The following is a 23,926-nucleotide window of genomic DNA, read 5'->3' on the forward strand; positions in this document are numbered from 1 at the left end:
TCTTATCTGATAGGCCTCTCCCATAAGACATTTTTTTTATATATCAGCAAATTACAAATTTGTTTGTATAGAAAGGTAGGATCGAGCGTAACAAAAAGCTTTAGGAAAGCTTTTTAGCGAGAGGCCAGTTTGCAGGGCAGCCAAACTACACCTAGTCCAAATCATGATACTACTCCCAGGGGGGGGGCTCATCCCCCCGAAAGATCCTAGAGCTTAACGGACAAAAAAAAGCGCCTAAATGTTTAAATTTAGACGCTTGGCAGAGAGTGGGGGATTCGAACCCCCGGTACGGTTTGACCCGTACGACAGTTTAGCAAACTGCTGGTTTAAGCCACTCACCCAACTCTCTTTCTGTTTTACTTTGCCAGAGCCTTCAACCCAATTTTGAAATTCCTTATTCGATTGAGTACCTCTGACACTCAAACAAAGCCCTTTTACCTTGTTAGCGGTTGCAAATATAATTCAATTGAAAAGACTTTCACAAGTTTATTTCAAGGTGAAATATCCCTAAAACAAGAATTATTTCACACTTAGATTCAGGGCGCTTGGAAATCTGACACTTATCTTCACAATAAATTAAAAATACCCACTTTATGGTATTTTTTTCACTTAGCCGGTTTTTTATATTTGATCAAATTATTCTCAATGATTATACAAACAAACAAAGCTGAGTACTTGATTTCAGGCTTGCCTGAGAAAAAAGATTTCATTTCTATCAAATCTAATAACCGTGCGGAGCTAGCCAGACTTTTTGGATCTGAAAAGGTGAAACAATCTCAGGAGGCTCAGTGGAGATTTGAGGTTTATTCCTGCCGACAGGAATTTGCCAATTCTTTAATCTTGCTTGTAAAGGAGATTGACTACATTGATTTCCATGAATTGGAAAAATTTATTTAAAAAAAAATCACTTTTTTTTCAGAACTCATTTTTTTGACAAAAAGCATTTTTAGTAAGAGTTCTTGCTTTTTCTTTTATTGAAACGAATAAGCTTTTGATAATCAGTTGTTTTCAAAATTTTGTTTATAAAAAGCCCTGTTTTTTTTATAAAAATTTTTATTCACTTTCGGGTGTATTTTCTGAATTCAACACCTCAAAGAATTGGTAAGCCTGACCACAGACAGTAGTTTAATCCCTGATTTCATCAAAAAATCAGACTTCTTTTTCTGCACTATTCTCGATGTGGACGGAAGAATTTCTGATTTAAATCCAGCGATTGAAAATCATGGAATTATCAGAAACAGCCTTCTCTCGGGCTATTTAAGAGATGATTCTTCGGAGGCACTTTTGGAGACATTGAATGCCTTGATGGCAAATCCGAAACGTAAGGAATCCATTATTCTTTTCTGGAAGGATGAAAAAATTCAACCTATCCGTTGGGAGTTTTCCATGCTTATAGATGATCAAAATGATCCAATCGGATTGGTAGGCTTGGGGGTTTCATTGAACCTACATCATTCAGATTTATCATTATTCAATCTTCTGGATTTACTGAATTCTGTAAAGATTACGCTATCAGAAGATTTTGAAATTGTGGAAGTCGAAGGATCAATTGATGATGCCTTTGGTGTGTATCAAACTGACCTGGAAGGAAATTGCCTATTTGACTATTTTGATTTTTCAGATGAAATAATCAATTCTATTCAAGCTGAAAAATGGGATAGCCCATGGAAGGTGTTCAAGCTTTCAAATAATTTGAGTTTGATCTTCTTGAAGCAAAATGACACTGTAGTTCTATTCATTCAGGCTAATAGTTTTTCAAGGATTGATAGCTCGAGAAATGAATCTTGGGATAGAGATTTATTGGAATTGATGCCAGGGCCAGTATGGTTGGTAGACGAGGGCCTGAATCTTGTTCAATTAAATAGTGCGGCTGAAGACCTAATTTCTATCAGTACGGGAAGAAAGCCAAAAATTGGAGAATTGATCGATTGGTCACAAAAGCCCGTTTTTTATGAAAAATTTCATAAAAAATTATCACAGGGATTAGATTCTCAAATTGATTGGTCTATTGAGGTAGATGACAAACAACTTTTTTATCAATTGCGAATAAAAGCATTTCATCGATCAGGAGTCTTTTTGGTTCAGGGCTTTGAGTTAAGCAAAATGCGTAAACAGATTCAACTTTTACAGGAAGAGAATAAACTTCTTCGTGAGTTGGTCTTGAAGCCTTCTCATATTCTCAGATCTCCACTTTCGTCCATGTTGGGACTATTGGATTTGATTGATGAGGGAAAACTCGACTCCGAAAACAAAAAGTACTTTAAATACATGAAGCCTTTGGCCAAAGAACTGGATCATGAGATTCGAGTTTCTGCTGAAAGAGCTTCTAGGTTTGACTAGTAAAGGTTTTCTACGCCTAGGATAGACAAGCGCGGTGGAATGTCGTAAATACCCGCTAGCGTAACTCTCTCTGAACTATACCAGGTATTTCCGTCCTCCCGAAAGACAATTCCTTCGGTCAGTCCCATTGGAAAAACTTCTATCTGAATTCTATTGATGTCTTTTGTTAGTCCATTCTCTTCAAAACCATCAACTAGCCAGACGAATCCTTCTAGCGGTATTTTATAGCCAATAAAGATGATTTTTCCGGTTTGAGGATGAATGCTTGCCCCTGTGACTAGGCCATCTGTCGGTAAAGTTTCAATCAATTCAGTAGCGTAATCTCCTGGGTTAGCCGGTATCCGGTGATAATCGGAGTCATCGGTTCCTCTGTTTTTGGTAAGAATGTGCAACTGATTATTCGCAAAAAAGAAAGCTTCGCAATCAAAACGGTGATTTTCCCGAGGACTAAAATCCTGTTGATTGGGATAATTGAATGTGATTCTTTCAGCTGCTGCAGATTCTTCGTTTAGGACATCCTCCCATTTCACACGATAAATGGTCAAATTCTTTCTAGTCCCTAGATTATTCCCGAAATCTCCAATAAAAAGGTGTTCTTCACTCTGAGCTAAACTTTCCCAATCCACATTAGTGGCATTCTCTACAGTGATTTTTCGAAGGATTGCTCCCGTTGATGGATTCAATTCGAGGATTTGATTTGGATTGTCTCCATCATTGATGGCAAAAAGTCGATTCTGATGGAAAGCTAAGCCTGAGATTTCGTCGAGTTCTTCATCAAGTGTATTTAATGGTGTGGGAATAAGGGACCAAGGGAAGCCATCCGTATTCAATTTGATTTTTCTTTCGTATAAACCCGGGGCTGAGACCGGATACTCGATGGAGTAATTTTCTGTAGATTCCGCTTTGTGAAATTGAATCAGGTGGTCAATTGAACCGGGCAAAGGGACTTTGATTTTTAATAGCTCTTCGGAATTCAAATAGGCTTGAAAGCTGCCATCAAAGGAGAATAGGTTTCGTTCAAAGGGGGCAATTACCTGAGGAGCCCCTTGGTCAAAGTTTGCATTCACCCTGATTTGCTCACTGAGTCCCGTTGCTTGTAAACTGATAGTTTCTGTAGGGTTTTTTAATTCAAATTCACCCAGAATATCCACTGGAAGAAGCTCAGAGAATTCAGGGATTTCTGCTGATCGATAGGTGTAACTGTATTTGCCGAAAGGGAGTGAAATAGGTGAGGAAATAGGCGATTCATTTGGGGTTAAAGTGATGATTTGAGAAGCCTGATTTTCAAGGTTTTTGATTTCCAATTCCCATGTTTCTTCAAACTTTTGTTTTCCCCAATATTGGCCATTCAAAAGATCAATTCCTTCAAAGGATACTAAGGATTGATCTTCTTCAATCGGAGGATTGGGGTTAGGATTTGGATCCTCTTTAGGATTGCATGCCCAAAAAACTAAATAAAACAGAATAAAAAACTGTCTGATTTTCATACAGATATCGCTAGCCAATAAATCTTAAATGCTAAAGTACGAATTCTAAACAATGCGATTCAACAGTAAGTTGCCTAATAAATTCCAAGACAATGAAAGAGCTTCTAGAAAATATCAAAAGAAACGGTAGTGGGAATGGCAATGGTCGGGGAGAGGCTTCTTTGGAAAAGGAGAAACCTCTTTTGATTAAAGACGCCCTTTTTGTCCGTCAAGAAGGTACTCTAGTGAAAGTCAAGTATGAGGATATCTTGTGGCTGAAAGGTGACGGAAATTACACGACCCTTGTCACCAGAAATTTTGTGATTTCTGTACGGAATATTCTCAAAGACTTTGAAGACGCTTTGCCAAAAGATCAGTTTATGCGAGTTCATAAAAGCTATATGGTTCGCTTAGATGAAATATCCGTGATTTCTACCCGGGAGGTGAAAATTGAAGAGGATATGGTTCCGGTAGGTCGTACTTATTATCAGCGTTTAATTGATGGAATTCAGCGTCTGTCGAGTGAATAATTTTTTATTTATTGATCCAAAGCAAACTACTATCACCATAACTCAAAAAGCGATAATCATTATCTAAAGCTTCCTGATAGACTTTTTTCCAATCATCGCCAATCAAAGAGCCGATCAATAGCATCAAAGTGGTCCCCGGTTGATGGAAATTAGTGATCAATCCGTCAATCATCTGGAACTGATATCCGGGGAAAATGAAAATTTCTGTTTCTCCCATGATTTCTACTTTCCCTTCTGCCTCCATTTGATTCAAAACTGCTTGAAGGGCTTCATTCTTTGAAGGTAGACTCTCTCTGGAATCATAGGGAATCAACTTAGCGACTTTAAAAGCAGTGCCCTTGTTTTCCAAAAGCTGGACACCATACCAATAAAGACTTTCCAGTGTGCGGACCGAGGTGGTGCCAACAGCCACGATTGAGCCCTGCTGATTCAAAAGCTTTTCAATGGTTGATTTCTGAAGGTGAATTTGCTCACTGTGCATAGGATGGGCAGTCACATCATCCACTTTGATAGGCTGAAAGGTCCCCGCACTCACGTGTAAAGTCACTTGAGCTTCCTCTATTCCCTTTTTACGAAGCTTTTCAAATACTTCCTCGGTAAAGTGAAGACCGGCAGTAGGCGCTGCTACAGCTCCTTCCTTTTCGGAATAAACTGTTTGATAGCGGTCCTTGTCACTTTCTTCCGCTTTTCGATTGAGATAGGGAGGAAGCGGAACCTCGCCGCTTGATTCGACGATGTCTACAAAAGGTACACTTTCGCTATTCCAATCGAATTCTACCCATTTATTCTCTTTGTCCACCAATCTGGCTTCTAAGACCACTGTATGGCCTTGGATTTCTATCACACCTTTTAGAATCTCACCGCTTTTCCACTTTTTGGCATTGCCTATCATCGTTTGCCAAGTCACTGGCTGGGTCGAAAGCATGATCTCGGGAATCACCGTGGTAGGCTGGACGGGATTGAGTAGAAATATTTCTATGCGAGCTCCCGTCTCCCGCTGAAAGATCAATCGTGCCGGTATCACCTTGGTATCATTGTACACAAGCAAGGTTCCTTTATCCAAAAAATCAGGTAAATCGAAAAAATGATGATGGGAAATCTTTCCGGATTGGTAATGAAGTAGCTTGGAAGAATCCCGTTTTTCAAGTGGATACTTTGCGATTCGCTCTTCAGGAAGCGTATATTCGTATTCTTGGAGGTTTACTTTTTGCACGATCTCAATCAATTTGGCCGCAAATATAGTTCATACTTTCAAACTCATTTAATACCCATTCGTTTCCATGATTTTAAAATTTCAGCTCGTACCCCGCACTTTGAATTTCCGATTTGACGCAGGTACCTCCCGAGGGGTACTGAAGACCCGCAATATTTGGTGGATCAAGGCTGTAAATTCAAAGGACTCCCGAATAGGCTGGGGAGAGGCTGCTCCACTGGTAAGGCTGAGCGTTGATGATAGACCGGATTTTGAGCCAAAGGTGCAGGATTTCTTAAATGAGTTCTCAACCTATGATTTTCCTGAGGAGCAAGAATCCTTGTTGGACTTTATAAAGGATATAGTTCCCTCCGACTTTCCTTCTCTTCGATTTGGCCTTGAGATGGCTATCATGGACCTTTTGCAGGAAGGAGAAAAGCGATTTTTCCCAAACAACTTCTACGATGGGCAAAAGCCGATACCGATCAACGGCTTAATTTGGATGGGAGATAGAGAGTTTATGCGAGAGCAAATCGATGCTAAAATCAGTCAAGGTTTCACTTGTATCAAAATGAAAATCGGAGCTATCGATTTCGAGCAGGAATTGGAATTGCTTCGCTATATCCGGGAGCGCTTCTCTGAGGATGAATTGACCCTCCGAGTGGATGCAAATGGGGCTTTTAGTACCATGGAGGCTCTTTCCAAGCTCGAACGATTGGCAGAGCTAGGAATCCATAGCATAGAGCAACCAATCGCAGCAGGGCAATGGGCCGAAATGTCAAAGCTTTGCGCCAAGACCCCACTACCCATAGCACTTGATGAGGAATTGATAGGGATTCGAGATAAAGGGTTGCTTTTAGACCATATTAAACCACAGCATATCATTTTAAAACCAACTCTGATTGGTGGCTTTTTGGAATCGGAAGAGTGGATAGAAGAGGCCGAAAAACGAGCGATTGGTTGGTGGATGACCTCGGCTTTGGAAAGCAATATTGGACTAAATGCGATCGCACAATTAGCATCGAAATTCAATCCGACGGTTCCTCAGGGCCTAGGTACCGGTCAGCTTTACCACAATAATCTAAACTCACCACTAGTGATTTCTGGTGGTCATATCCGCTACCAAAAGGATTTAAGTTGGGAAGAGCCTCGTTAATTTTCTAGTGAAAATAAATATACTGGTTTTGGCGCTGATACTTTAATAGAGGTAGGAGTGAGGATGCCATTTTCGATATTTCGCTCGAAAACAACCACATCTTCTGAGGCCTGATGCGCCACCAAAAGGTATTTTTCATCATAGGTCAGTGAAAAGTTTCTGGGCATATTCCCTCCACTTGAAATATGCTGCACTGTTTCAAATTTACCTTCTTCAGTCTTTGCAAATACAGAAATTGTATTCGCATCACCACGGTTGGAGGCGTAGATGAATTTTCCGTTTTTTGAAACCCGAACTTCCGCTGCTCCCACCGCTCCTTCAAAATCAGGCTCCAAAAGTGACAGCCTTTGCTGACTAATGAGGTTTCCATCCTGAAAAGCAAAAACCTCTAAAGTGGCGGTCAGTTCTTGAACCACATAAACTTCATCCCCATTTGGTGAAAATGCCAAGTGTCGAGGACCATCTCCTGGAGTCATGGCCGTTTGGGATAGGAGGCTAACTGGCTCCGAACTATTTCTGTCAATTTGATAGGTATAAATGTGATCGGTCCCCAAATCAGCAACAAGCAAAAATCTCCCATCAGGACTGAAATTTGCACTGTGAACATGAGCAGATTCCTGTCGGGCTTCGTTGATACTGTTACCAGTGTGTTGGATCGACTGAAGGTATTCTAGCTGGCCTTTAGGAGCCAGTCGGTAAATGGAAAAATTCCCCCCACTATAATTACTAATTACCAAAAGCCCATCTTTCGCAGCAATATGACAGGGATTGGCTCCATTGCTGAATATGCTATCGATTTGAAAAAGCTGCGTTTTTTCTTCGTTCCAGCTGAAGGATTTTAATGCCCCTTTGTCATTTTCTTCCACAGAAAAAACAAATTCCCCAGATTCAAGAACAAAGGAAGGGTTGCTAACTCCCGGTGCAATAACCTTATATGCTATTTCTTGATCTTCTGGATTGAAGGTCAGCAGTCCGATACCTTCCTCGGGACTATCTGTATAACTGCCTACCAGAAAGTTATATTTCATGCTTGTTTCATTTTCGATGTTAGATTTTTCTGCGCAGGAAAAAGTCGCTAAGAATAAGAAGGCCGCTAAGATATTTTTCATCTGGGAAAGTACGAAAAAAGTCAATAATCTAAAGGAGCTTTGCTCGGCTGATTAATGCTAAATAAATCGACTTTGGAATTGATGAATTGGTAAAAATTTAGCCAAAAAGCAGAAAAATTCGTAATTTGAGCAAGCTTTACAAACCAAATAATATGCAAACACCCTACGAGACTGAAGTAGCCAAGCGATTTACTATTTATAATTCACTTTTTCTAGATCTTCCTTTTGATCATATTTTTCGAACAGGCACTATGCTTCCCTTATTGGCAACTTCCTGTACGAAAGGTTTTGAAGAAGGTAAATCTCCCCGAGCAATCATAGAGGGGTTTTTCAACGAGATGATGCCAAACAATTCCGAGAAGGAACGCAGTGATCTCCTATTCCAAATGATTCAGTACGTAGAGCGGCAGGTGGTTTTATTTGATTCCATCGAAGATGCAGCCTATGAGAAAATCAATGATTTGGGAGGAAAGGGTTCGATCAAAGCCTTGATTACAAGGGCAGAAGGCGACCGGAAGAAAGAAGCTTTAATTGAAAAGCTGAAGACTTTTTCCGTGCGTTTGACTTTGACAGCCCACCCAACTCAATTTTACCCCGGGAATGTTCTGGGAATTATCACGGATTTAGAAGATGCCATTCGTCATGATGATATTGGTCGGATCAATTTGCTTTTGCAGCAGCTAGGAAAAACTGGCTTTATCAATCGGGAAAAGCCATCTCCTTTTGATGAAGCAGTGAGCTTGATTTGGTATTTGGAAAACGTCTTTTACCAAAGTATTTCAGATATCATGATCCGTTTGCTAAAAAGCTTGGATCAACCACTGCATACTTGGGAAAACCCAGGCTTATTGAAAATTGGATTTTGGCCGGGAGGTGATCGGGATGGGAATCCATTTGTGACCCACGAGACTACACTCCAAGTAGCCGAAAGACTAAAAAAATGGATTCTACGCTGCTACTATCGAGATCTTAGAAAACTCAGACGCCGTCTAACTTTCAAACATGTGGAGGAGGTGATGCTCCGCGTAGAGCGCGGCATTTATGTGACCTTATTTGAGGAAAAACCGATATATAACAGCGCAGAAGAGCTTTTAGGAGAATTGCTGACTGCAAGAGAAGCGCTGATCAAATATCATGATGGACTATTCTTAGAGCTTCTGGACGAATTCATCTTGAAGGTTCGGATTTTTGGCTTTCATTTTTCATACATGGATATGCGGCAGGATAGTCGAAAGCATGATGGGCTTTGGGATGAGCTTTTGCAGATAGAGGGTGTATCTTGGAAGGAAGATGAAAAGGATCAAATTGACCAAATTCTATCCTTAAAATCCCTACCAAAAGTAGAGAAGTTCAAAGATGAATTTCATCAGGAAATGCTTCGTTCTATTCAAAGTATTGGTACCATTCAAGACAGGAATGGCCCTGATGCTCTGCACCGATACATCATTTCTAACTGTCAATCTGTAAAACATCTGTTGGAGGTTTTTCAACTGACCAAACTTAGTCTTGACCCAGATGATAAAGGGATGAATTTGGATATTGTGCCTCTTTTTGAAACGGTCGATGACTTAGCGGCGGCACCGGAAATCATGTCTTTCCTTTATAAACTTCCTGTCTATCAAAAACACCTTCAACACAGAGGAAATAAGCAAACGATCATGTTGGGCTTTTCGGACGGAACCAAAGACGGTGGCTATCTCAAGGCCAATTGGTCCATCTTGAGAGCAAAAGAGGAAATGACTCGGGTTTCCCGGGAAAATGGCATCGAAGTAGTCTTTTTTGACGGGCGTGGTGGACCGCCAGCTCGAGGAGGTGGTAATATGCATAATTTCTATGCTTCCCTTGGAGAGCGGGTAGAAAATGCAGAAATCCAAGTGACGATTCAGGGTCAAACCATCTCGGCCAACTATGGAAAGCAGGCTTCTTGTGTCTACAATTTTGAGCAGTTATTAAGTGCAGGTTTGGAAAATCACCTGTACTCAGATGAAGAGCGAAACCTTTCAGAAAGCCAACGTGTACTCATTTCAGAGCTGGCTGATAGAGGCTATGAAGCCTACAAAGAGTTTAAAAACCATCCTAAGTTTGTGCCATATCTAGAGCATGTGACCCCTTTGAAGTTTTTTGGAATGACCAATATTGGTTCAAGACCTTTGAAGCGGGGCAAATCAGATGGATTGAAGTTTGAAGATCTTAGAGCTATTCCTTTTGTGGGTTCTTGGGCTCAGATGAAGCAGAATATTCCTGGATTCTACGGAGTAGGAGCGGCAATTTCTGAATTGGAAGAACAGGGTAGAATTGCTGAGCTCAGAGATTTATACCAGCGCAGTTTATTCTTCAGGACTCTGCTAGGTAACTCTATGCAATCTTTGAACAAATGCTTTTATCCCGCTACCGCTTACCTTAGAGAGAATAAGGATTATGGTGAATTTTGGGAGCTTATGTATGAGGAATATCAGCGATCTATTGCTGCTATCAAGCAAGTGGCTGAGATGGAAGAGCTAATGAGAGACAATCCGGTGAGCCGCACATCCATTTCCATTCGTGAACGAATAGTTTTGCCTCTAATCACCATTCAGCAATATGCTATTCAAACCATGCTCGAAGAGGGCAAAGATGATAAAACGCTTCAAAAATTGATTTTGCGAAGTATGTTTGGAATCATCAATGCCGCAAGAAATGCCGCCTAAAGTAAAAGCTCCCAAATCTGGGAGCTTTTTTTATGCATTTATCTTTCTGTTATTCTACAATTATCCCATCCTTTATGAGTTGCTTGACGATGGAGTTGGCAAATGCTGTCGAAAAATCCTCAAGCGAGGTGGGGTTTGTAGTCTCAGATTGAGTAGACCAAATTAATTCCTCCGAATTGGCATCGTATAGATTTGCTTCGAGGTAATAATTTTTGTCGGTGGTGTAGTAGCCCGGTTCGTACATGTAAGGACTATAGGTATTGTAATAAGGCCAAAATCTGCCATAGTATCCGTATCGCATGGGGGTGTACATGGTCGTACCCGGTACGTAGCGTGTTTCATTGGTCTGATCCAGAAGAGTGACTGTAAGAATGGTTTCACTTCCGAGTTCCCTGATTTTATTCAGTACTTCTTCTTTTCTTTCTTCACCAGCTTTAAATCCGGGGGGAATTACCTCAAAACTGCTGACAGCTTCTACTCCTTTGGAATTGAGCAATTGCTCCAAATCACTCTCTACAGCTTGTCTAGCCAGTACATTCTGTGTCAATGCAGTTACAAATACGCTTTGGTACCCTGTGGCAGGTTTCGAGGGATTAGACCATGAGCCTAAAATACGAACGCTTGTTCCGCATGCACTTATGAGTAGAGCAATTAAGATGATGGGTAAAAGAGACCTTTTCATAATGAGTCTTTTTGATTGGTGGTTTTTAATATTTTTTTCGAATTCTTTCGATAAACTGAAAACTAAGGCCTAAAAGAAGGAACATAGGCCAATTTCTTCAACCTTCCTTCTTCCCAACTGGAAAGCAAAGAAAACCAGCATCCTGCTTTCGTTATGAATAATCTAAATACTTTCAATATTCATCAATGAAAGGCAATTCTTGCTGAATGGAGTTTCTAATGGTATTGTGGATGTAATCGTCCAATTGAAGAAACTTTGCCGCATCTCTTGCTGAGGTAGCTTTTTTGAATCGCTTAAAATACCTAGAGTGAAGCTTTGCAAGAGCGGCGTCATTTTTCAGGATCCCATTCGCGAGTGTATTTGCAAGCTCATCAGTAATGGAATCATAGTTTTCTAAGTAATTATTGATGATCAAAAGCCTTTCTCTGCTCAAAAGCTGCCGCTCGGCTTCGTATTGTTGATAAACAGTCCAAAAAAGAGGAGCCACAGACTCGGGAAGGTCCATGACTGCCTCCACCAGTTGTCTTTTTCCCATTCCAAATTCTGCTTGGATGAGGGTGATTTCATCATCGACTGATTGAGCAAATAGGGTGGTTGAATAAAAAAGCCCGATACTGAGAAATAATACAATCTTTTTCATAGTTGTGAGGGGTAAATCGAATTGGGTAAAAACTTTAGGACTTGATTAAATGCTCTGTTTAGGGTATTCTGAAAACCAAGCCTCCTTCTAATCCAAATTGATACATCGTGGAATAGGTACTCAACCCGGCTCCAGTTCCACCTGTTCCGAAATAGAATCCACCACCAACACTTTCTACAGCTGAAAACAAAGAGGCCTGAAGCCTTATAGCTACATTGGATGAAACCCAAAAATTTGAGCCAGCTCGGACATTCCAAGCGAGTTTTGTTGATGTTCTTTGGGTGTTGTTATCAGGATTTTTAATTGAAAAGATTCCCATTCCAACTCCAAGTCCTGCAAAAGGCTCGACCTTTTCATTTACTGGGATATATCTCGTTCCGTTTAGCATGATCCAATTGAAGCCAAGATCAAAATCAGTGGACTGAAGATCCCCATTCATTATATTTCCACTTTGGTAAATTGTAGGAGCATTCGTATCCTGTCGCAAATATTGTAGCTCCAAACCACCTTTTCTCGGAATCACATATTCAACACCCAGACCCCAACGAAAACCATCTTGGATAATTCCATTGTAATATGAACTAGGTGAGAAATAAGAGTTGAATTGATCTTTGAAAATGTAGCCCCCGTAGGCATTGACCCTAAACTCTTGGGCACTTAGGGAATTGGATAGAATTCCCAGAACAAAAATTAAAATAATTTTTTTCATCTTTTTCGATTTAAAGTGATGAAAATTAAGAAATAAAAGAATAAAAAAATCTGATTATGAGTAAAATAATGAGCTAAATCAGTTTAAAATATCAGAAAAACAGCAATAAAATTTGGCGGCTTTTTTTCCTGGTAGCCAAGGCAAACCAACTTAATTTAAGTCATAAAAGTATTCTCTTTGGAAATGGATTGTCAGGAAAAAAAGAAAGCTCCTAATGGAGCTTTCTATACCATGTCTTGATCAACTAAACTATAAGAAAAGCCTTACTCTCCGTATGAGCAGCAAAACCTTAATGCGACATAGTAACATCAGATACTACAGAAAACAGTTTTGGGTTCCGGCTTTTGGGATTTTTATGATTTCAGGGCTTTTTTCCTGTCCATCGGTTTAATTTCAGGATTAAAAAAAATACTCATTTTCGAACAGAAATGGCTTTTGTAGCCGATACGAACAGTATTTTTTGGCTCGTATTTTTAGATTTTTTTGAAAAGGCGAAATGTTAAATCGTCTTCTCTCCCTAAGGAGATCGAATATTTTGTATTTTTCAATTTCTGAATACGAAGCCCATGAATCATCTCGAAACAAGTTACCAATCTCCAGATGGAGTGAAACTTTATCTTCAAGCTTGGATGCCAGATCAACCCAAAGCGGCTCTACTTCTCATTCATGGTCTTGGTGAGCACAGCGGAAGATATGAATCCTTGGTAAATGGGCTAGGGGAGTTGGATGTGGCAGTCTTTACTTTTGATGGGCGAGGACATGGAAAGTCAGATCTTCCCAGTCCCAGTGCTTATTTTGATTCTTATCAGACTTATTTGGAAGATATTCACGCCTTGTATGGGAAAGTGAAAGCCTATGTGCCCGGCGTTCCAACTTTTATCTTTGGGCATAGCATGGGTGGGGGATTGGCGGCAGCCTATGCACTGAAGTTTAAACCTGATACAAGCGGCATTATTCTATCTGCTCCAGCTATCAAAGAAGCTGCCGGGACCTCGCCGCTTTTGGTAGCGATTTCTGGAATTCTAAATAAAATCGCCCCAAAACTGAAAGCCTTGGCATTAGATATTGAGGGAGTTTCCCGGATTCCTGACGAAGTGGAGAAGTACAAAAACGATCCCTTGGTTTACCAGGATAAAATCCCGGTGCGAACCGGATATGAACTTCTACAGATGATGAGATTTATTCAAACTCAGGCGAGTGAATTCGATTTTCCTTTTTTGATTATGCATGGGACAGCCGATCGGCTGACCAATCCTGAGGGTTCTCAATTGCTCTTTGACCGCTCGCCTGCTAGCGATAAGGCCATGCGGACTTTTGTAGGCGCTTATCATGAGCTATTAAATGATTTGGACCGAGAAGAGGTCTTGAGGTTGATTCTGGAGTGGGTGAGAAATAGGATACAGGAAGTTTAGCCAGAGTCGCAGATTTAACTTTTAAAAAAAATCAATTAAAAAATTTGACAGAAAAATTTTTTGCTTTATGTTAGTGTCATAATACACTATGACACTAATACACTGCTTATGATTCAGGTACAAAATTTGGATTTTTCCTATCCAAAGAAGCCTCAACTCTTTTCCCGGTTAAATTGGGAAAGCAGCACAGGGAATATTATCGGGATGCTTGGTAAAAATGGCGCGGGCAAGTCCAGCTTTCTTCGAATTCTGGCCGGCTTATTATTTCCAGACAATGGCCAACTGTCTGTTTTGGGTTTTTCTCCCGAGGAAAGGGCGAGTGCTTTTTTACAAGAGGTATTCTTCGTTCCCGATGAAAATTATCTTCCCGGACACCTATCTGCTGAGCGGTATCGGCAAATTTTACAGCCCTTTTATCCCCGATTTGATGGGGAAACTTTTTCACGGTTGCTAGATCGATTTGAAGTCAATTCTCAGGAAAAGATTAAAAACCTATCCTTCGGTCAGCAGAAAAAAGTTGGATTGTCAATGGCCTTGAGTTCAGGTTGTGCCCTGATTCTGTTGGATGAGCCTACAAATGGACTGGATATTTCGGGTAAATCTGTATTCCGTAAGGAACTGATTTCAGTGCTAAGTGAAGATCAAACAGTGATAATTGCCACGCATTTGATACGGGATTTGGAGAATACGCTGGACCGGGTGATGATTTTGGACCAAGGGCAAATCAAACTGGATGCAGACCTCAGCGATCTGGCAGATTCACTCCATTTTGGAATCAGTCAATCAGCGGTGCCCGATGCGATTTTTTCTCAATCTTCAGCCTTGGGGGTCCAATTCATTCAGGCGCGAACTACTCAAGCCCAAACGGTAGTGAACCTAGAATTACTCTTCGAAGGGGTCACCTCAGGGGTTCCAATAGCTTCTTTTCTTTCAGAAACTAATAATTCTCTTATGATATGAATACATCTAACGCTATCAGCTTGACCAGAATGGGCTTGCTACTCAGGTATAGTTGGAAGTTAAATAAGGGGCATTATTTAGCTTTTATTCTAAGCATATTTCTGATTATTAGCATTCTGTTTGGAGTCATTCTATTTTCAAATGCTGGCATGCTGAATATGCTTAAGGAGCCATACAGAACTTCAAATATATTTGGCTATGCTCATGGATTATTTCTCAGTGGGTATTTTGTCATTTGTTTGCTTTGGGTGGGACAAAGCTTCCTAGCTCTGAGAAACCCTCAAAATGCAAAAAGCTATTTGATGCTGCCGGCAAGCAATGCAGAGAAATATATAGTCGAGCTTTCAATTAAGATGGCCGGCTTGTTCATCATTTATCCCATTATTTTTTGGGTAGCTTCTAATTTAGGTTTGGGCTTATTCCAATTGTTTGGTCCGCTTTTCTTTACAAATGTCACCATAGATTATATAGGGATTTTGGAATCGAAGGAGTTCTGGCTGATAGAAGATTTCGGAGAGCAGTTATTCTTTATAAAGCTGATTCTATTAGGTCTTTTTGCTCTGATTCCATCTTTGATTTGGGCGGGAAGCTTGATTTTTGGAAAGTATAATTTTATCGGGATGCCATTCAGCTTTATTGTGGTCTACTTGGCAATCAGTGCGACTTCTATCGCACTATCATGGATTATGTTTCCAGAAACTATAACCGTCAATGAGCAGGTGAAATTTGAAATCCTCAATGTTGATAAGCCTGAAATACTTCCTGAAACTCCTTTGATTATCATCATGGCTGCTATCTGGATATGGCTAGCGGTGATTTTATCCTATGTGGTGGCCTATTTCAAACTGACCGAAAAGCAGGTATAAGATGGACTTTAGCGAACATAAAAACATCTTTCTGCAGATCCGGGATTGGATGGTCGATCAGATACTCACCGGGAATTTGCAACCTGGAGACAAAATTCCTTCTGTTCGGGAACTGGCTGCAGATATCGAAGTGAATCGAAACACGGTCATGCGTAGCTATGCGCTGATGGAGGAGGAGGGGATTCTGGAGAATAAGCGTGGCATAGGCTTTTTTGTATCTACGGGAGCCAAATCAACTCTGCTGAGCATTCAGCGAAAAGAATTCTTTTCGGAGGTTCTGCCTCCCATTATTCATCAGATTCAAGTCTTAAATCTTAATTCAGAAGATCTAGAATCACTTCTTGCAGTTATCCACTCAAATGATATTAAAAAATGAAAAGGAGCAATAAATTAATCGTTGGTTATTTAAGTTTTTTATGGGTTAGCTTGATAATCACCTTGGTTATTTCTTTCGCTATGACGCCCCAAGGAGGCTTTTCATTCGTAGATCAAGTTCGGTCTGAGAAATTTGAAATAGATGATTTTTCCGCTGTGAAAATTCAAAATACCAAGTACTTGAAGATTGTAAAGGCTGACTCTACCTACCTGGAATACATCAGCATACATGGAGGGGATGTGAAACCTCCCAAAACAGAACCTGTTCAAAATTACCGGGTCAGCCAGGATACCTTGTACATCGATAAGTTACAGCAAGCATCCAATGGGAGTTTTATGCTAAAAGTGAGAAACCTCAGTCAGATTCTAGTCATGGATGAGAGTGAGGTGATCATTAAAAATCAAACCATGGATACTTTGGTTTTTAAAAGCCCGCTGCACCAATTGCAAATCATCGGGCTTGACAGCGGATCGGTGGATTATCGCTCTGGACAGCTATTTCTCAAGGGAACGATCGGGGAATTGACAGGAAGTCTCAAAGATCGGGCTTGGCTGAGCATTCCGAGTAAAATCGGTAAAATCAATCTTGAAAAAGGAGAAAAAGCAACAGTATTCGTAGAGTAGGAGTCAGTCCCTTTTGTGGAGTACTAAAAGATGGCACCTTTGAATCTCTCACACCTCCATCCCATTAAAAGGGTTAAACCGTCTATTTCCTACGCCTATGGCCGCGGCCCGACGGAGGTTTTTTTCACCATACTTAATATTTAGTTTTTAGAGGGCCTGATACAGATTGATCTGCTCTTGGCTGTCTTCGAAGAGTTTGTGATTTCTGGTAAAAATTTCAAAAACTAGGCTAATTCTACTTTTTCACCTTCTAGTTCTTTCAGAAAATTTGGGCAAAAGTCATAACCATTTTCCCAAGCTATTCCACCTCCCGGCTCGATAAAAACTTTTTTAAATTTGCTAGGATCCAAGAGTTCAGCGGTAAAACCCTTGCCTAGGAAAGGTCGAAGATTAACTATTTTCACTTCATCATCTTTGAAACGTAACCAAACTCGATAATCCTTCAATGCTTTTATTTCGACTACTTCGTTCATATTCCTATTTTAAAGGTTCGATTTTATCCATTTGACTAGGGATTTGAGCTTTATCCCAGTTTTCTAATAATTTTTCTCTATGCATAGATGCCCATTCCAAGACTAAAACGTGTGCACGATTAGGAAGATTCCCCGCTAGCATTTCCAACGTTTTGATATCATATTCCGCTTTCATTCCCTGATATTCTGCATGGAAATGTGGTGGATTGTGATCTTGAAAGTACATCCGAATGATAATTCCGTAAAATCTAGAAATCTCTGGCATTTCATTTAAAGATACAGAAATGAGTCGGGAAGTCTTGCGATGATTCTGAATATGACTTCAATTTTAAGTTGAAATTTGATGATTTTGCCTTTTCAAGCTTCTCAATTTAAACTTTTTACTTTTTTACACCTCCATCCCATTAAAGGGATTAAACCGCCGTCTTCCTACACTCATCGCTACAGCCCGGCAGACGGTTTTGTCTCCATACTTGACATTGAGTCGGTCTAGAGCTTGGTAGAGATTGATCTGCTCTTGGCTGTCTTCGAAGAGCTTGATTTGATAATTGCCATAGACCAGGCTACTGAAGCGCACCCCGATCAGTCGGATGAGTAGTCGGCGACTGTAGAGTTTGCGGAAAAGCTCCTTCACCACAGGCAGGATGCTATGGTCTGCCGAAGTGTAGGGAATCCGCTGCTGCATGCTGTGCGTCTCGAAGTCTGAATAGCGGATCTTCACACTCACACAGGCGGTGAGTTGGCCCTTCTGACGAAGCTTGGAGGCGAGTTGCTCGGTCATGGCCACTAGGGTTGCTTCGAGCATTTTGACATCGATTGTGTCTTCTTCGAAGGTGTTTTCGGAGGAAACCGACTTGGCTTCGGAGTAGGGGACCACCGGATTGCGGTCGATACCATTCGCTTTTTCCCAGATGATCTTTCCATTTTTTCCAAAAGTTGCTTCCAGAAGTTGGGAAGGCATCTGCTGCAGGGTATGGACCTTTTTGACGCCCATGTTGTAGAGTGTTTGGGAGGTTTTTTCGCCGATCATCGGGATTTTACGCACGGAGAGTGGGGCGAGAAATGGCTTTTCCTGCCCGTTGGGCACCTGTTTTTCATTATTGGGTTTGGCCTCGCCGGTAGCGACTTTGGAGACGGTTTTGTTTTCCGACAGTCCCATGGAAATGTTCAGTCCGCTCTCTCGGATGATGCGCTGCCGGAGTTCGTGAGCGAGTTTGAAGCAACCGAAAAACCGATCCATCCCCGTTAGGTCGATGTAAAACTCATCGATGGATGACTTTTCAAAAAGCGGTACCGACTCTTGGATGATTCCGGTGACTTCATGTGATTTTTGGCTGTATTTCTCAAAATCCCCCTTGACGATGATGGCCTCGGGGCAGAGTTGCCTTGCTGTCCGCATAGGCATGGCCGAGTGCACCCCAAACTTCCTTGCCTCATAGCTGCAGGAGGCGACCACTCCCCGGTCACTTGAGCCTCCGATCAGTATGGGTTTTCCATTGAGCCTGCTGTCAAAAAGCCGCTCCACCGACACGAAAAATGTATCCAAATCCATATGCGCAATACTTCGCTTCCCCTCCATGACTTTTTGTTAATATTGTTGACATTTTAATGTTTATAATTTAATCATTTTTGTTAGATTTGGGGAAGGGGATTAGAGAAAGTGTCGGGAGTTGTCAATCAATGAAAGATATACCTTCGGTAAGATATGCTTCACTTCGTTCAGCGAGATAGGGAATCTGCCCGCAGGGCTATCTTCAAAAATATCTGCGTAGCTATCTTAAGATTAAAAGATAGGCTGCGCCAGATATACCTTCGGTAAGATATGCTTCACTTCGTTCAGCGAGATAGGGAATCTGCCTGCAGGGCTATCTTCAAAAATATCTGCGTAGCTATCTTGAAATAAAAAGATATGGCTTCACCAAGATATGCTTCAATCAGTTCAGCGAGATAGGTTAAAATAGAATCAATCATGAGTGAAAAATCAAAATACATCCCTCTTAAAGAGCTTGATATCTACATTTTATCAAGGCAGCTTTCTGCATTCGCTTGGAGTATTTTCCAAAGGTTAGATTTTCAATCAAGGAAAATATGGGGAGATCAAATGATAAGTTCTATGGATTCAATAGGAGCTAATATAGCAGAAGGATATGCTAGGTTTCACTTTCTCGAAAGGATTAGATTCTACTACATCTCAAGAGCTTCTTTATCAGAAAGTGTTGATCACTGGATAGATCTTGGTTTTGAGCGAAAAATTGTATCAAGTGATGAATACAAAGAAATCAAAATTATTTCCAAGAGCCTTCAGATTAAGCTGAACCATCAAATTAAAATTGCCTATAACGCAAAAGACAAAAACTCATCAAAATGAAAGACTATCTGCCCGTAGGGCTATCTTAAAAATTATCTGCGAAGCTATCTTGAAAATAGCTTACCCATTGTTATCTCTTAGAAATTCAGAAAAACATGCTCCTCAATTTGAACCTTAAATTCCTCCGAAAAAACAAAAACCTTACCCAAGAATCTCTTGCCCAGGCTTTGGGGATTTCTAGGTCCAAACTGGCCGGGTACGAACTCACCGTTACTCCTCCTTTGGAGATTTTGGTGAAAATCGCTGAATACTTCAACGTTTCTCTCGATATTCTGATCAAGGAGGATTTGAGTTCCTATTCCGAATACAAACTCCGGGAATTACTGGAAACAGATAAATTTCTTCGTGGGCGAAAACTTCGAATCCTGTCGACAACAGTGGATGCGGAGGGACGCGAACTCATTGAGGTGGTTTCCCAGCGGGCTAAGGCCAGTTATCTGGCGGGCTTTGCAGATCCTGAGTTTATCTCAGAGCTTCCCCGCTTTTCCCTACCTTTTCTTCCCATGGACAAAAAGCACCGGGTCTTTCAGGTGGATGGAGATTCTATGCTGCCGATTCCCGATGGAGCCTGGATTGTCTGCGAATACGTAGATGACTGGTTTGGGATCAAAGACGGGGAACGTTATGTGATTGTGACTGAGCAGGATGGTGTGACCTTTAAAATCGCTTACAATCGTATTCCGTCTGATCAAAAGCTTCTGCTCTGTTCCTCCAATCCCATCTATCCACCCTTCGATGTAGAGATAGAGCAAGTTCGGGAGGTGTGGCGATATCGATTGGTCATGAGTGAGTGATTTTTTGAAGAGGAATCAATTCATTTCCACCATTGGTTCATGGCTTTTACGAGGGCATGTGTATCTTCAAGACTCAATAAACCTAAAAACCTGCCTTCATGAATTTTAGTCGTTTTTCAGGATGTTTGGTCCTGCTTGGATTGCTTTGGAATTGCTCCCCAAAAGATGTTGACCCTTTTGCTACCGTCAAACCTGACGAGACTCGCTTTACTAAAGTGACTTTGGTCGAAAAGCTCAACGAACCGATGGAGCTTGAAGTCCTGGACAACGGAGATGTGCTTTTCATCGAGCGGGCTGGTTTGCTGAAATTATACGAAGCTGCCACTGGGGAGACTACTGTAGTGGGTGAACTCGACGTGTATATCGAAGGAGAAGATGGGCTTTTGGGTTTGGCCAAGGATCCTAACTTCAATCAAAATCATTGGATTTATTTGTATTACGCTCCCAATAATTACAGTCCTGATGTCAACCGGCTTTCCCGATTTGATTTTGTCGAAAATCGGCTTGACCTAAGTTCCGAAAAAATAATGCTTGAAATCCCTGTCTTTCGGGGATGCTGTCACTCCGGAGGTTCCATTGAGTTTGATGCCAATGGACTGCTTTTCTTGTCTACCGGTGACGATACGACCCCTTTTGAGTCAGATAATTACAATCCAATCGATGAGCGTCAAGACAGACCTGCAAATGTAGATGCCCAAAAAACCTCAGGAAATACTAATGATCTTCGAGGAGCCATTATCCGAATCAAGCCTGAAGCGGATGGAACTTACAGTATTCCTGAAGGCAATCTTTTCCCTCCTGGTACACCCAATACCCGACCGGAAATCTATGTGATGGGTAATCGGAATCCCTATCGGATTTCTGTCGATCAGCATACTGGAAATCTTTTCTGGGGTGAAGTGGGACCGGATGCATCCGTGGATTCGGCTCGTCGTGGTCCAAAAGGTCATGATGAAATCAACTTAGCTACAAAGGCTGGATTTTACGGTTGGCCGTATTTTGTAGGAAATAATAAGCCTTACTGGAAATACGATTTCGAAACTCAGGAAAGTCTTTTTGAATTCGACCCGGCTGCTCCTGTCAATACCAGTCCGAATACTACCGGCATAGAACAATTACCTCCTGCTCAGCCAGCTTTGATTTGGTATCCTTACGATGAATCCGAGGAGTTTCCCATGCTCGCCACAGGCGGTAGAAATGCCATGGCAGGCCCTGTCTATCATCGGGAGGATTATGAAAACTCAGCCGTTCGATTCCCGGGCTATTATAATGACAAGCTTTTTATCTATGACTGGATGCGAAATTGGATTTTCACTGTTTCGCTGACCGAGAATTTCGAATACGATACCATGGAGCGCTTTATGCCCTCAACCGTTTTTGACAAGCCAGTGGATATGCAGTTTGCCAAAGATGGTTCGCTTTATGTGTTGGAATATGGAACTTACTGGCGAGCTCAGAACGATGATTCGGGTTTGTACCGCATTGAGTTTGCTCCAGGGAATCGTGAGCCCGTAGCCAAAGCCAAGGCGAATCAACAAACGGGTGCAGCCCCTCTTGAGGTAAATTTCTCTGCTGAAGGATCGATGGATTTTGACCCAGAGGATCAGCTGACCTATTTTTGGGATTTTGGGGATGGTAGCTCGGCTGGTACTACTCCAAACCCTTCCCACACTTTCGAAAAGCCGGGAATTTACCCGGTGACATTAACGGTCACTGATATGGAGGGAGAAAAAGCTTCCACCAAGCTTGAGATCCAGGTAGGAAATGAACGCCCTCAGGTATTTATCGAATGGGCAGGAAATACAAGTTTTTACTTTGAAGGGCAGCCTGTGGACTATTCAGTGCAAGTTGTAGATCGGGAAGATGGTGAAATAGACTCCGAAGCGATTGATTTTTCTATTGATTACATCTCGGGGGGCTTTGATCTGATTCAGGCTGGCCATCAAGAGGAGCAGGTTTCTGTGGGTGAAAATTTCATCACGCAGGCAGGTTGCAAAGCTTGTCATGCCATAGCTAATGAGTCGGTTGGGCCGACCTATCAGGAAGTTTCTGCCAAATACAAAGGTCAATCCGATGCCAAAGAATACCTTATCGACAAGATCCGAAATGGCGGTGGGGGCGTTTGGGGAGGCGAGCGCATCATGCCTGGGCATACTCACTTACCGGAAGAGCAAGTAGGGCAGATGGTCGATTTTATCTTGGCTTTGGAAGATCCTGATTATGGAAAAGTCAACTGGCCTCTAGAGGGAGAGTTTTCCCCGAAGCAATCTGATAATCCGGAAGGATACTATTTGGTGCAGGCAAGCTATACGGACCAAGGTGCCAACGAGATTGCACCGCTTCGTGGAAATGTTCAATTGATTCTCCGTCACCCGGATGTGAAAGCGGTCACAGCAGATCAGTTTGAAAACACAGCAAAAGCCAATGCAAATGGGCTGAATTTTGTGCGATTTACCCAGCGAAATTCCTGGATTGCATTTGACCAAATTGACTTAAGGGGAATTAGGCAAGTGGAGATTCTTGTAAATCCTGCTGGGATAGAAGGCCGGTTAGAAATTCGACTTGGTTCTCCGACGGGCCCAAGGATTGGTATTTCTGAAATCCTACTTCAAGGTGATCGAAGGGGCTATTTTACTGAGGTCATTCCACTGAAGAAAACCGATGAAACGGCGGATCTTTATTTTGTTCTTAAGACAGATTCAGGCATATCAATTTGGAATACCTTTAATCTGGATCGGATTCAATTTCTAAAATGAATAAATGAGGCATTCTGAAAAGACATGTAAAATATGCATGACATCAGAAAGCAGAAATAAATACCAAAAAAGGGAACTTTCGGGTTCCCTTTTTTATTTCCATTTCTAATCAATCAAGAGATCATGAAAGAGTTTTGGGATGAGCGATATGCCGCTGATGAATACGTTTACGGGAAAGAAGCTAATCTATTTTTACAATCGAAATTAGTCGGGATAGAGCCAGGTAAGGCACTTTTTCCAGCAGAGGGAGAAGGAAGAAATGCGGTCTTTGCAGCAACTCTTGGCTGGGATGTGACGGCTTTTGACATCAGCTCATCCGCTAAAATTAAAGCAGATAAACTGGCTCAGGAAAAAGGAGTTTCCATTGATTACCGAGTCGGTTTCCTTGATCAACAAGGCTTCGAGGAGAATTCTTTTGATCTGATTGTTTTGATTTTTGCACATTTCCCAGCCTCTCTTCGTCCAACTATTCATCAATCATTGAAAAAACTCCTGAAACCCGGAGGGCAAATCATCCTCGAGGCTTTTTCCAAAGAACATTTGGAGTACAATTCCAAAAATCCGAAAGCAGGAGGTCCCAAAGATGTCAGTATGTTATTTTCAAAAGAAGAGTTGGAAGAGGATTTTGGGGATATGGAGTGGTTGTTTTTTGAAAAGAAGGTGCTTGAGATCAAGGAAGGAGAGTTTCATGATGGTTTGTCATCGGTGATTCGTTTAGTCGCAAAGCGATAGTTTTCAAGGCTTTTCTTGATTTTTTAAACTAATTATCTAAATTGAAAAGAATTTT

General features: G+C 41.4%; 23 protein-coding genes and 1 tRNA gene. 14 read left to right on the plus strand and 10 right to left on the minus strand.

All coding sequences use genetic code 11. The annotated features are described in order from the left end of the window. Positions 1 to 257 precede the first annotated feature (257 nt). A tRNA-Ser gene (locus tag CDH51_RS00005) sits at positions 258 to 349 on the minus strand. 296 nt (positions 350 to 645) lie between these two features. Here CDH51_RS00005 and CDH51_RS00010 point away from each other — a divergent pair. Next, on the plus strand, positions 646 to 897 hold the full coding sequence (locus CDH51_RS00010; RefSeq protein ID WP_100626696.1) for a hypothetical protein: 252 nt from the start codon (positions 646 to 648) through the stop codon (positions 895 to 897). Positions 898 to 1,098: 201 nt separating this feature from the next. After that, positions 1,099 to 2,340, plus strand: a complete 1,242-nt coding sequence (locus CDH51_RS00015; protein ID WP_100626697.1) for a nitrogen regulation protein NR(II) — start codon at positions 1,099 to 1,101, stop codon at positions 2,338 to 2,340. Here the strand turns inward: CDH51_RS00015 and CDH51_RS00020 are convergent. Continuing rightward, positions 2,337 to 3,827 carry a hypothetical protein gene (locus CDH51_RS00020; RefSeq protein WP_100626698.1) on the minus strand — a complete coding sequence of 497 codons (1,491 nt, stop codon included), beginning with the start codon at positions 3,825 to 3,827 and terminating at the stop codon, positions 2,337 to 2,339. The genes CDH51_RS00015 and CDH51_RS00020 overlap by 4 nt on opposite strands. Positions 3,828 to 3,919: 92 nt before the next feature. On the opposite strand from CDH51_RS00020, the gene CDH51_RS00025 reads away from it, so the two are divergent. Further along, positions 3,920 to 4,336 carry a LytR/AlgR family response regulator transcription factor gene (locus CDH51_RS00025; RefSeq protein ID WP_100626699.1) on the plus strand — a complete coding sequence of 139 codons (417 nt, stop codon included), beginning with the start codon at positions 3,920 to 3,922 and terminating at the stop codon, positions 4,334 to 4,336. A 4-nt stretch (positions 4,337 to 4,340) separates the two neighbouring features. On the opposite strand, the gene CDH51_RS00030 is transcribed toward CDH51_RS00025, so the two are convergent. Then, positions 4,341 to 5,558 carry an S-adenosylmethionine:tRNA ribosyltransferase-isomerase gene (locus CDH51_RS00030; RefSeq protein ID WP_232724757.1) on the minus strand — a complete coding sequence of 406 codons (1,218 nt, stop codon included), beginning with the start codon at positions 5,556 to 5,558 and terminating at the stop codon, positions 4,341 to 4,343. Positions 5,559 to 5,616: 58 nt separating this feature from the next. Between CDH51_RS00030 and CDH51_RS00035 the strand changes: the two genes are divergently transcribed. Beyond that, a complete protein-coding gene (locus CDH51_RS00035; RefSeq protein WP_100626701.1) occupies positions 5,617 to 6,684 on the plus strand; it encodes an o-succinylbenzoate synthase in 1,068 nt (355 codons plus the stop codon). Here the strand turns inward: CDH51_RS00035 and CDH51_RS00040 are convergent. Next, on the minus strand, positions 6,681 to 7,712 hold the full coding sequence (locus CDH51_RS00040; protein ID WP_157807011.1) for a lactonase family protein: 1,032 nt from the start codon (positions 7,710 to 7,712) through the stop codon (positions 6,681 to 6,683). The two genes, CDH51_RS00035 and CDH51_RS00040, sit on opposite strands and share 4 nt — an antisense overlap. Before the next feature lie 233 nt (positions 7,713 to 7,945). Here CDH51_RS00040 and CDH51_RS00045 point away from each other — a divergent pair, with 233 nt between their 5' ends. Next, complete coding sequence (locus tag CDH51_RS00045) at positions 7,946 to 10,480, plus strand: phosphoenolpyruvate carboxylase (RefSeq protein ID WP_100626703.1); 2,535 nt, start codon at positions 7,946 to 7,948, stop codon at positions 10,478 to 10,480. A 49-nt stretch (positions 10,481 to 10,529) separates the two neighbouring features. On the opposite strand, the gene CDH51_RS00050 is transcribed toward CDH51_RS00045, so the two are convergent. The 3 genes from CDH51_RS00050 to CDH51_RS00060 form a co-directional block, all read right to left on the minus strand. Then, positions 10,530 to 11,162 (minus strand): hypothetical protein, encoded by a 633-nt coding sequence (locus CDH51_RS00050; RefSeq protein ID WP_100626704.1) that lies wholly within the window; start codon positions 11,160 to 11,162, stop codon positions 10,530 to 10,532. Between the two features lie 172 nt (positions 11,163 to 11,334). Beyond that, entirely contained in the window at positions 11,335 to 11,802 is a 468-nt protein-coding gene (locus tag CDH51_RS00055; RefSeq protein WP_100626705.1) for a hypothetical protein, read from the minus strand. A gap of 58 nt (positions 11,803 to 11,860) precedes the next feature. Next, positions 11,861 to 12,511 carry an outer membrane protein gene (locus CDH51_RS00060; protein WP_100626706.1) on the minus strand — a complete coding sequence of 217 codons (651 nt, stop codon included), beginning with the start codon at positions 12,509 to 12,511 and terminating at the stop codon, positions 11,861 to 11,863. Positions 12,512 to 13,077: 566 nt separating this feature from the next. Here CDH51_RS00060 and CDH51_RS00065 point away from each other — a divergent pair. The 5 genes from CDH51_RS00065 (at position 13,078) to CDH51_RS00085 (ending at position 16,748) form a co-directional block, all read left to right on the plus strand. Then, on the plus strand, positions 13,078 to 13,923 hold the full coding sequence (locus CDH51_RS00065) for an alpha/beta hydrolase (protein ID WP_100626707.1): 846 nt from the start codon (positions 13,078 to 13,080) through the stop codon (positions 13,921 to 13,923). Between the two features lie 108 nt (positions 13,924 to 14,031). Continuing rightward, positions 14,032 to 14,883 carry an ABC transporter ATP-binding protein gene (locus tag CDH51_RS00070; protein ID WP_100626708.1) on the plus strand — a complete coding sequence of 284 codons (852 nt, stop codon included), beginning with the start codon at positions 14,032 to 14,034 and terminating at the stop codon, positions 14,881 to 14,883. Further along, entirely contained in the window at positions 14,880 to 15,749 is an 870-nt protein-coding gene (locus tag CDH51_RS00075) for a hypothetical protein (protein WP_100626709.1), read from the plus strand. Before CDH51_RS00070 ends, CDH51_RS00075 begins: the two co-directional genes overlap by 4 nt. A 1-nt stretch (position 15,750) precedes the next feature. Then, a complete protein-coding gene (locus tag CDH51_RS00080; protein ID WP_100626710.1) occupies positions 15,751 to 16,125 on the plus strand; it encodes a GntR family transcriptional regulator in 375 nt (124 codons plus the stop codon). Between the two features lie 80 nt (positions 16,126 to 16,205). Continuing rightward, on the plus strand, positions 16,206 to 16,748 hold the full coding sequence (locus CDH51_RS00085; protein WP_157807012.1) for a hypothetical protein: 543 nt from the start codon (positions 16,206 to 16,208) through the stop codon (positions 16,746 to 16,748). A 224-nt stretch (positions 16,749 to 16,972) separates the two neighbouring features. Here the strand turns inward: CDH51_RS00085 and CDH51_RS00090 are convergent, their stop codons facing one another. From CDH51_RS00090 to dinB, 3 genes are all read right to left on the minus strand, one after another. After that, positions 16,973 to 17,221 (minus strand): DUF2442 domain-containing protein, encoded by a 249-nt coding sequence (locus CDH51_RS00090; RefSeq protein ID WP_100626712.1) that lies wholly within the window; start codon positions 17,219 to 17,221, stop codon positions 16,973 to 16,975. 4 nt (positions 17,222 to 17,225) lie between these two features. Further along, complete coding sequence (locus tag CDH51_RS00095; protein ID WP_100626713.1) at positions 17,226 to 17,486, minus strand: DUF4160 domain-containing protein; 261 nt, start codon at positions 17,484 to 17,486, stop codon at positions 17,226 to 17,228. A 123-nt stretch (positions 17,487 to 17,609) separates the two neighbouring features. Continuing rightward, positions 17,610 to 18,800: a DNA polymerase IV gene (gene dinB, locus CDH51_RS00100; RefSeq protein ID WP_100626714.1), complete on the minus strand. Its 1,191-nt coding sequence runs from the start codon at positions 18,798 to 18,800 to the stop codon at positions 17,610 to 17,612. 390 nt (positions 18,801 to 19,190) lie between these two features. Here dinB and CDH51_RS00105 point away from each other — a divergent pair, with 390 nt between their 5' ends. From CDH51_RS00105 to CDH51_RS00120, 4 genes are all read left to right on the plus strand, one after another. Continuing rightward, positions 19,191 to 19,589 (plus strand): four helix bundle protein, encoded by a 399-nt coding sequence (locus CDH51_RS00105; RefSeq protein WP_100626715.1) that lies wholly within the window; start codon positions 19,191 to 19,193, stop codon positions 19,587 to 19,589. Between the two features lie 95 nt (positions 19,590 to 19,684). Continuing rightward, entirely contained in the window at positions 19,685 to 20,383 is a 699-nt protein-coding gene (locus tag CDH51_RS00110; protein ID WP_100626716.1) for an XRE family transcriptional regulator, read from the plus strand. Positions 20,384 to 20,481: 98 nt separating this feature from the next. After that, entirely contained in the window at positions 20,482 to 23,139 is a 2,658-nt protein-coding gene (locus CDH51_RS00115; RefSeq protein WP_100626717.1) for a PQQ-dependent sugar dehydrogenase, read from the plus strand. A gap of 123 nt (positions 23,140 to 23,262) precedes the next feature. Continuing rightward, positions 23,263 to 23,871 carry a class I SAM-dependent methyltransferase gene (locus tag CDH51_RS00120; protein ID WP_100626718.1) on the plus strand — a complete coding sequence of 203 codons (609 nt, stop codon included), beginning with the start codon at positions 23,263 to 23,265 and terminating at the stop codon, positions 23,869 to 23,871. Positions 23,872 to 23,926 lie beyond the last annotated feature (55 nt).

This window comes from Algoriphagus formosus (genome assembly GCF_002807035.1).
Taxonomy (GTDB): domain Bacteria; phylum Bacteroidota; class Bacteroidia; order Cytophagales; family Cyclobacteriaceae; genus Algoriphagus; species Algoriphagus formosus.

Excerpts from the sequence above, each read along its gene's own strand:
- CDH51_RS00010 (WP_100626696.1), top strand. The coding sequence starts at position 646 with ATGATTATACAAACAAACAAAGCTGAGTACTTGATTTCAGGCTTGCCT.
- CDH51_RS00020 (WP_100626698.1), bottom strand. The coding sequence starts at position 3,827 with ATGAAAATCAGACAGTTTTTTATTCTGTTTTATTTAGTTTTTTGGGCA.
- CDH51_RS00025 (WP_100626699.1), top strand. The coding sequence starts at position 3,920 with ATGAAAGAGCTTCTAGAAAATATCAAAAGAAACGGTAGTGGGAATGGC.
- CDH51_RS00035 (WP_100626701.1), top strand. The coding sequence starts at position 5,617 with ATGATTTTAAAATTTCAGCTCGTACCCCGCACTTTGAATTTCCGATTT.
- CDH51_RS00040 (WP_157807011.1), bottom strand. The coding sequence starts at position 7,712 with ATGAAATATAACTTTCTGGTAGGCAGTTATACAGATAGTCCCGAGGAA.
- CDH51_RS00045 (WP_100626703.1), top strand. The coding sequence starts at position 7,946 with ATGCAAACACCCTACGAGACTGAAGTAGCCAAGCGATTTACTATTTAT.
- CDH51_RS00050 (WP_100626704.1), bottom strand. The coding sequence starts at position 11,162 with ATGAAAAGGTCTCTTTTACCCATCATCTTAATTGCTCTACTCATAAGT.
- CDH51_RS00055 (WP_100626705.1), bottom strand. The coding sequence starts at position 11,802 with ATGAAAAAGATTGTATTATTTCTCAGTATCGGGCTTTTTTATTCAACC.
- CDH51_RS00060 (WP_100626706.1), bottom strand. The coding sequence starts at position 12,511 with ATGAAAAAAATTATTTTAATTTTTGTTCTGGGAATTCTATCCAATTCC.
- CDH51_RS00065 (WP_100626707.1), top strand. The coding sequence starts at position 13,078 with ATGAATCATCTCGAAACAAGTTACCAATCTCCAGATGGAGTGAAACTT.
- CDH51_RS00070 (WP_100626708.1), top strand. The coding sequence starts at position 14,032 with ATGATTCAGGTACAAAATTTGGATTTTTCCTATCCAAAGAAGCCTCAA.
- CDH51_RS00075 (WP_100626709.1), top strand. The coding sequence starts at position 14,880 with ATGAATACATCTAACGCTATCAGCTTGACCAGAATGGGCTTGCTACTC.
- CDH51_RS00080 (WP_100626710.1), top strand. The coding sequence starts at position 15,751 with ATGGACTTTAGCGAACATAAAAACATCTTTCTGCAGATCCGGGATTGG.
- CDH51_RS00085 (WP_157807012.1), top strand. The coding sequence starts at position 16,206 with ATGACGCCCCAAGGAGGCTTTTCATTCGTAGATCAAGTTCGGTCTGAG.
- CDH51_RS00090 (WP_100626712.1), bottom strand. The coding sequence starts at position 17,221 with ATGAACGAAGTAGTCGAAATAAAAGCATTGAAGGATTATCGAGTTTGG.
- CDH51_RS00095 (WP_100626713.1), bottom strand. The coding sequence starts at position 17,486 with ATGCCAGAGATTTCTAGATTTTACGGAATTATCATTCGGATGTACTTT.
- dinB (WP_100626714.1), bottom strand. The coding sequence starts at position 18,800 with ATGGAGGGGAAGCGAAGTATTGCGCATATGGATTTGGATACATTTTTC.
- CDH51_RS00105 (WP_100626715.1), top strand. The coding sequence starts at position 19,191 with ATGAGTGAAAAATCAAAATACATCCCTCTTAAAGAGCTTGATATCTAC.
- CDH51_RS00110 (WP_100626716.1), top strand. The coding sequence starts at position 19,685 with ATGCTCCTCAATTTGAACCTTAAATTCCTCCGAAAAAACAAAAACCTT.
- CDH51_RS00115 (WP_100626717.1), top strand. The coding sequence starts at position 20,482 with ATGAATTTTAGTCGTTTTTCAGGATGTTTGGTCCTGCTTGGATTGCTT.
- CDH51_RS00120 (WP_100626718.1), top strand. The coding sequence starts at position 23,263 with ATGAAAGAGTTTTGGGATGAGCGATATGCCGCTGATGAATACGTTTAC.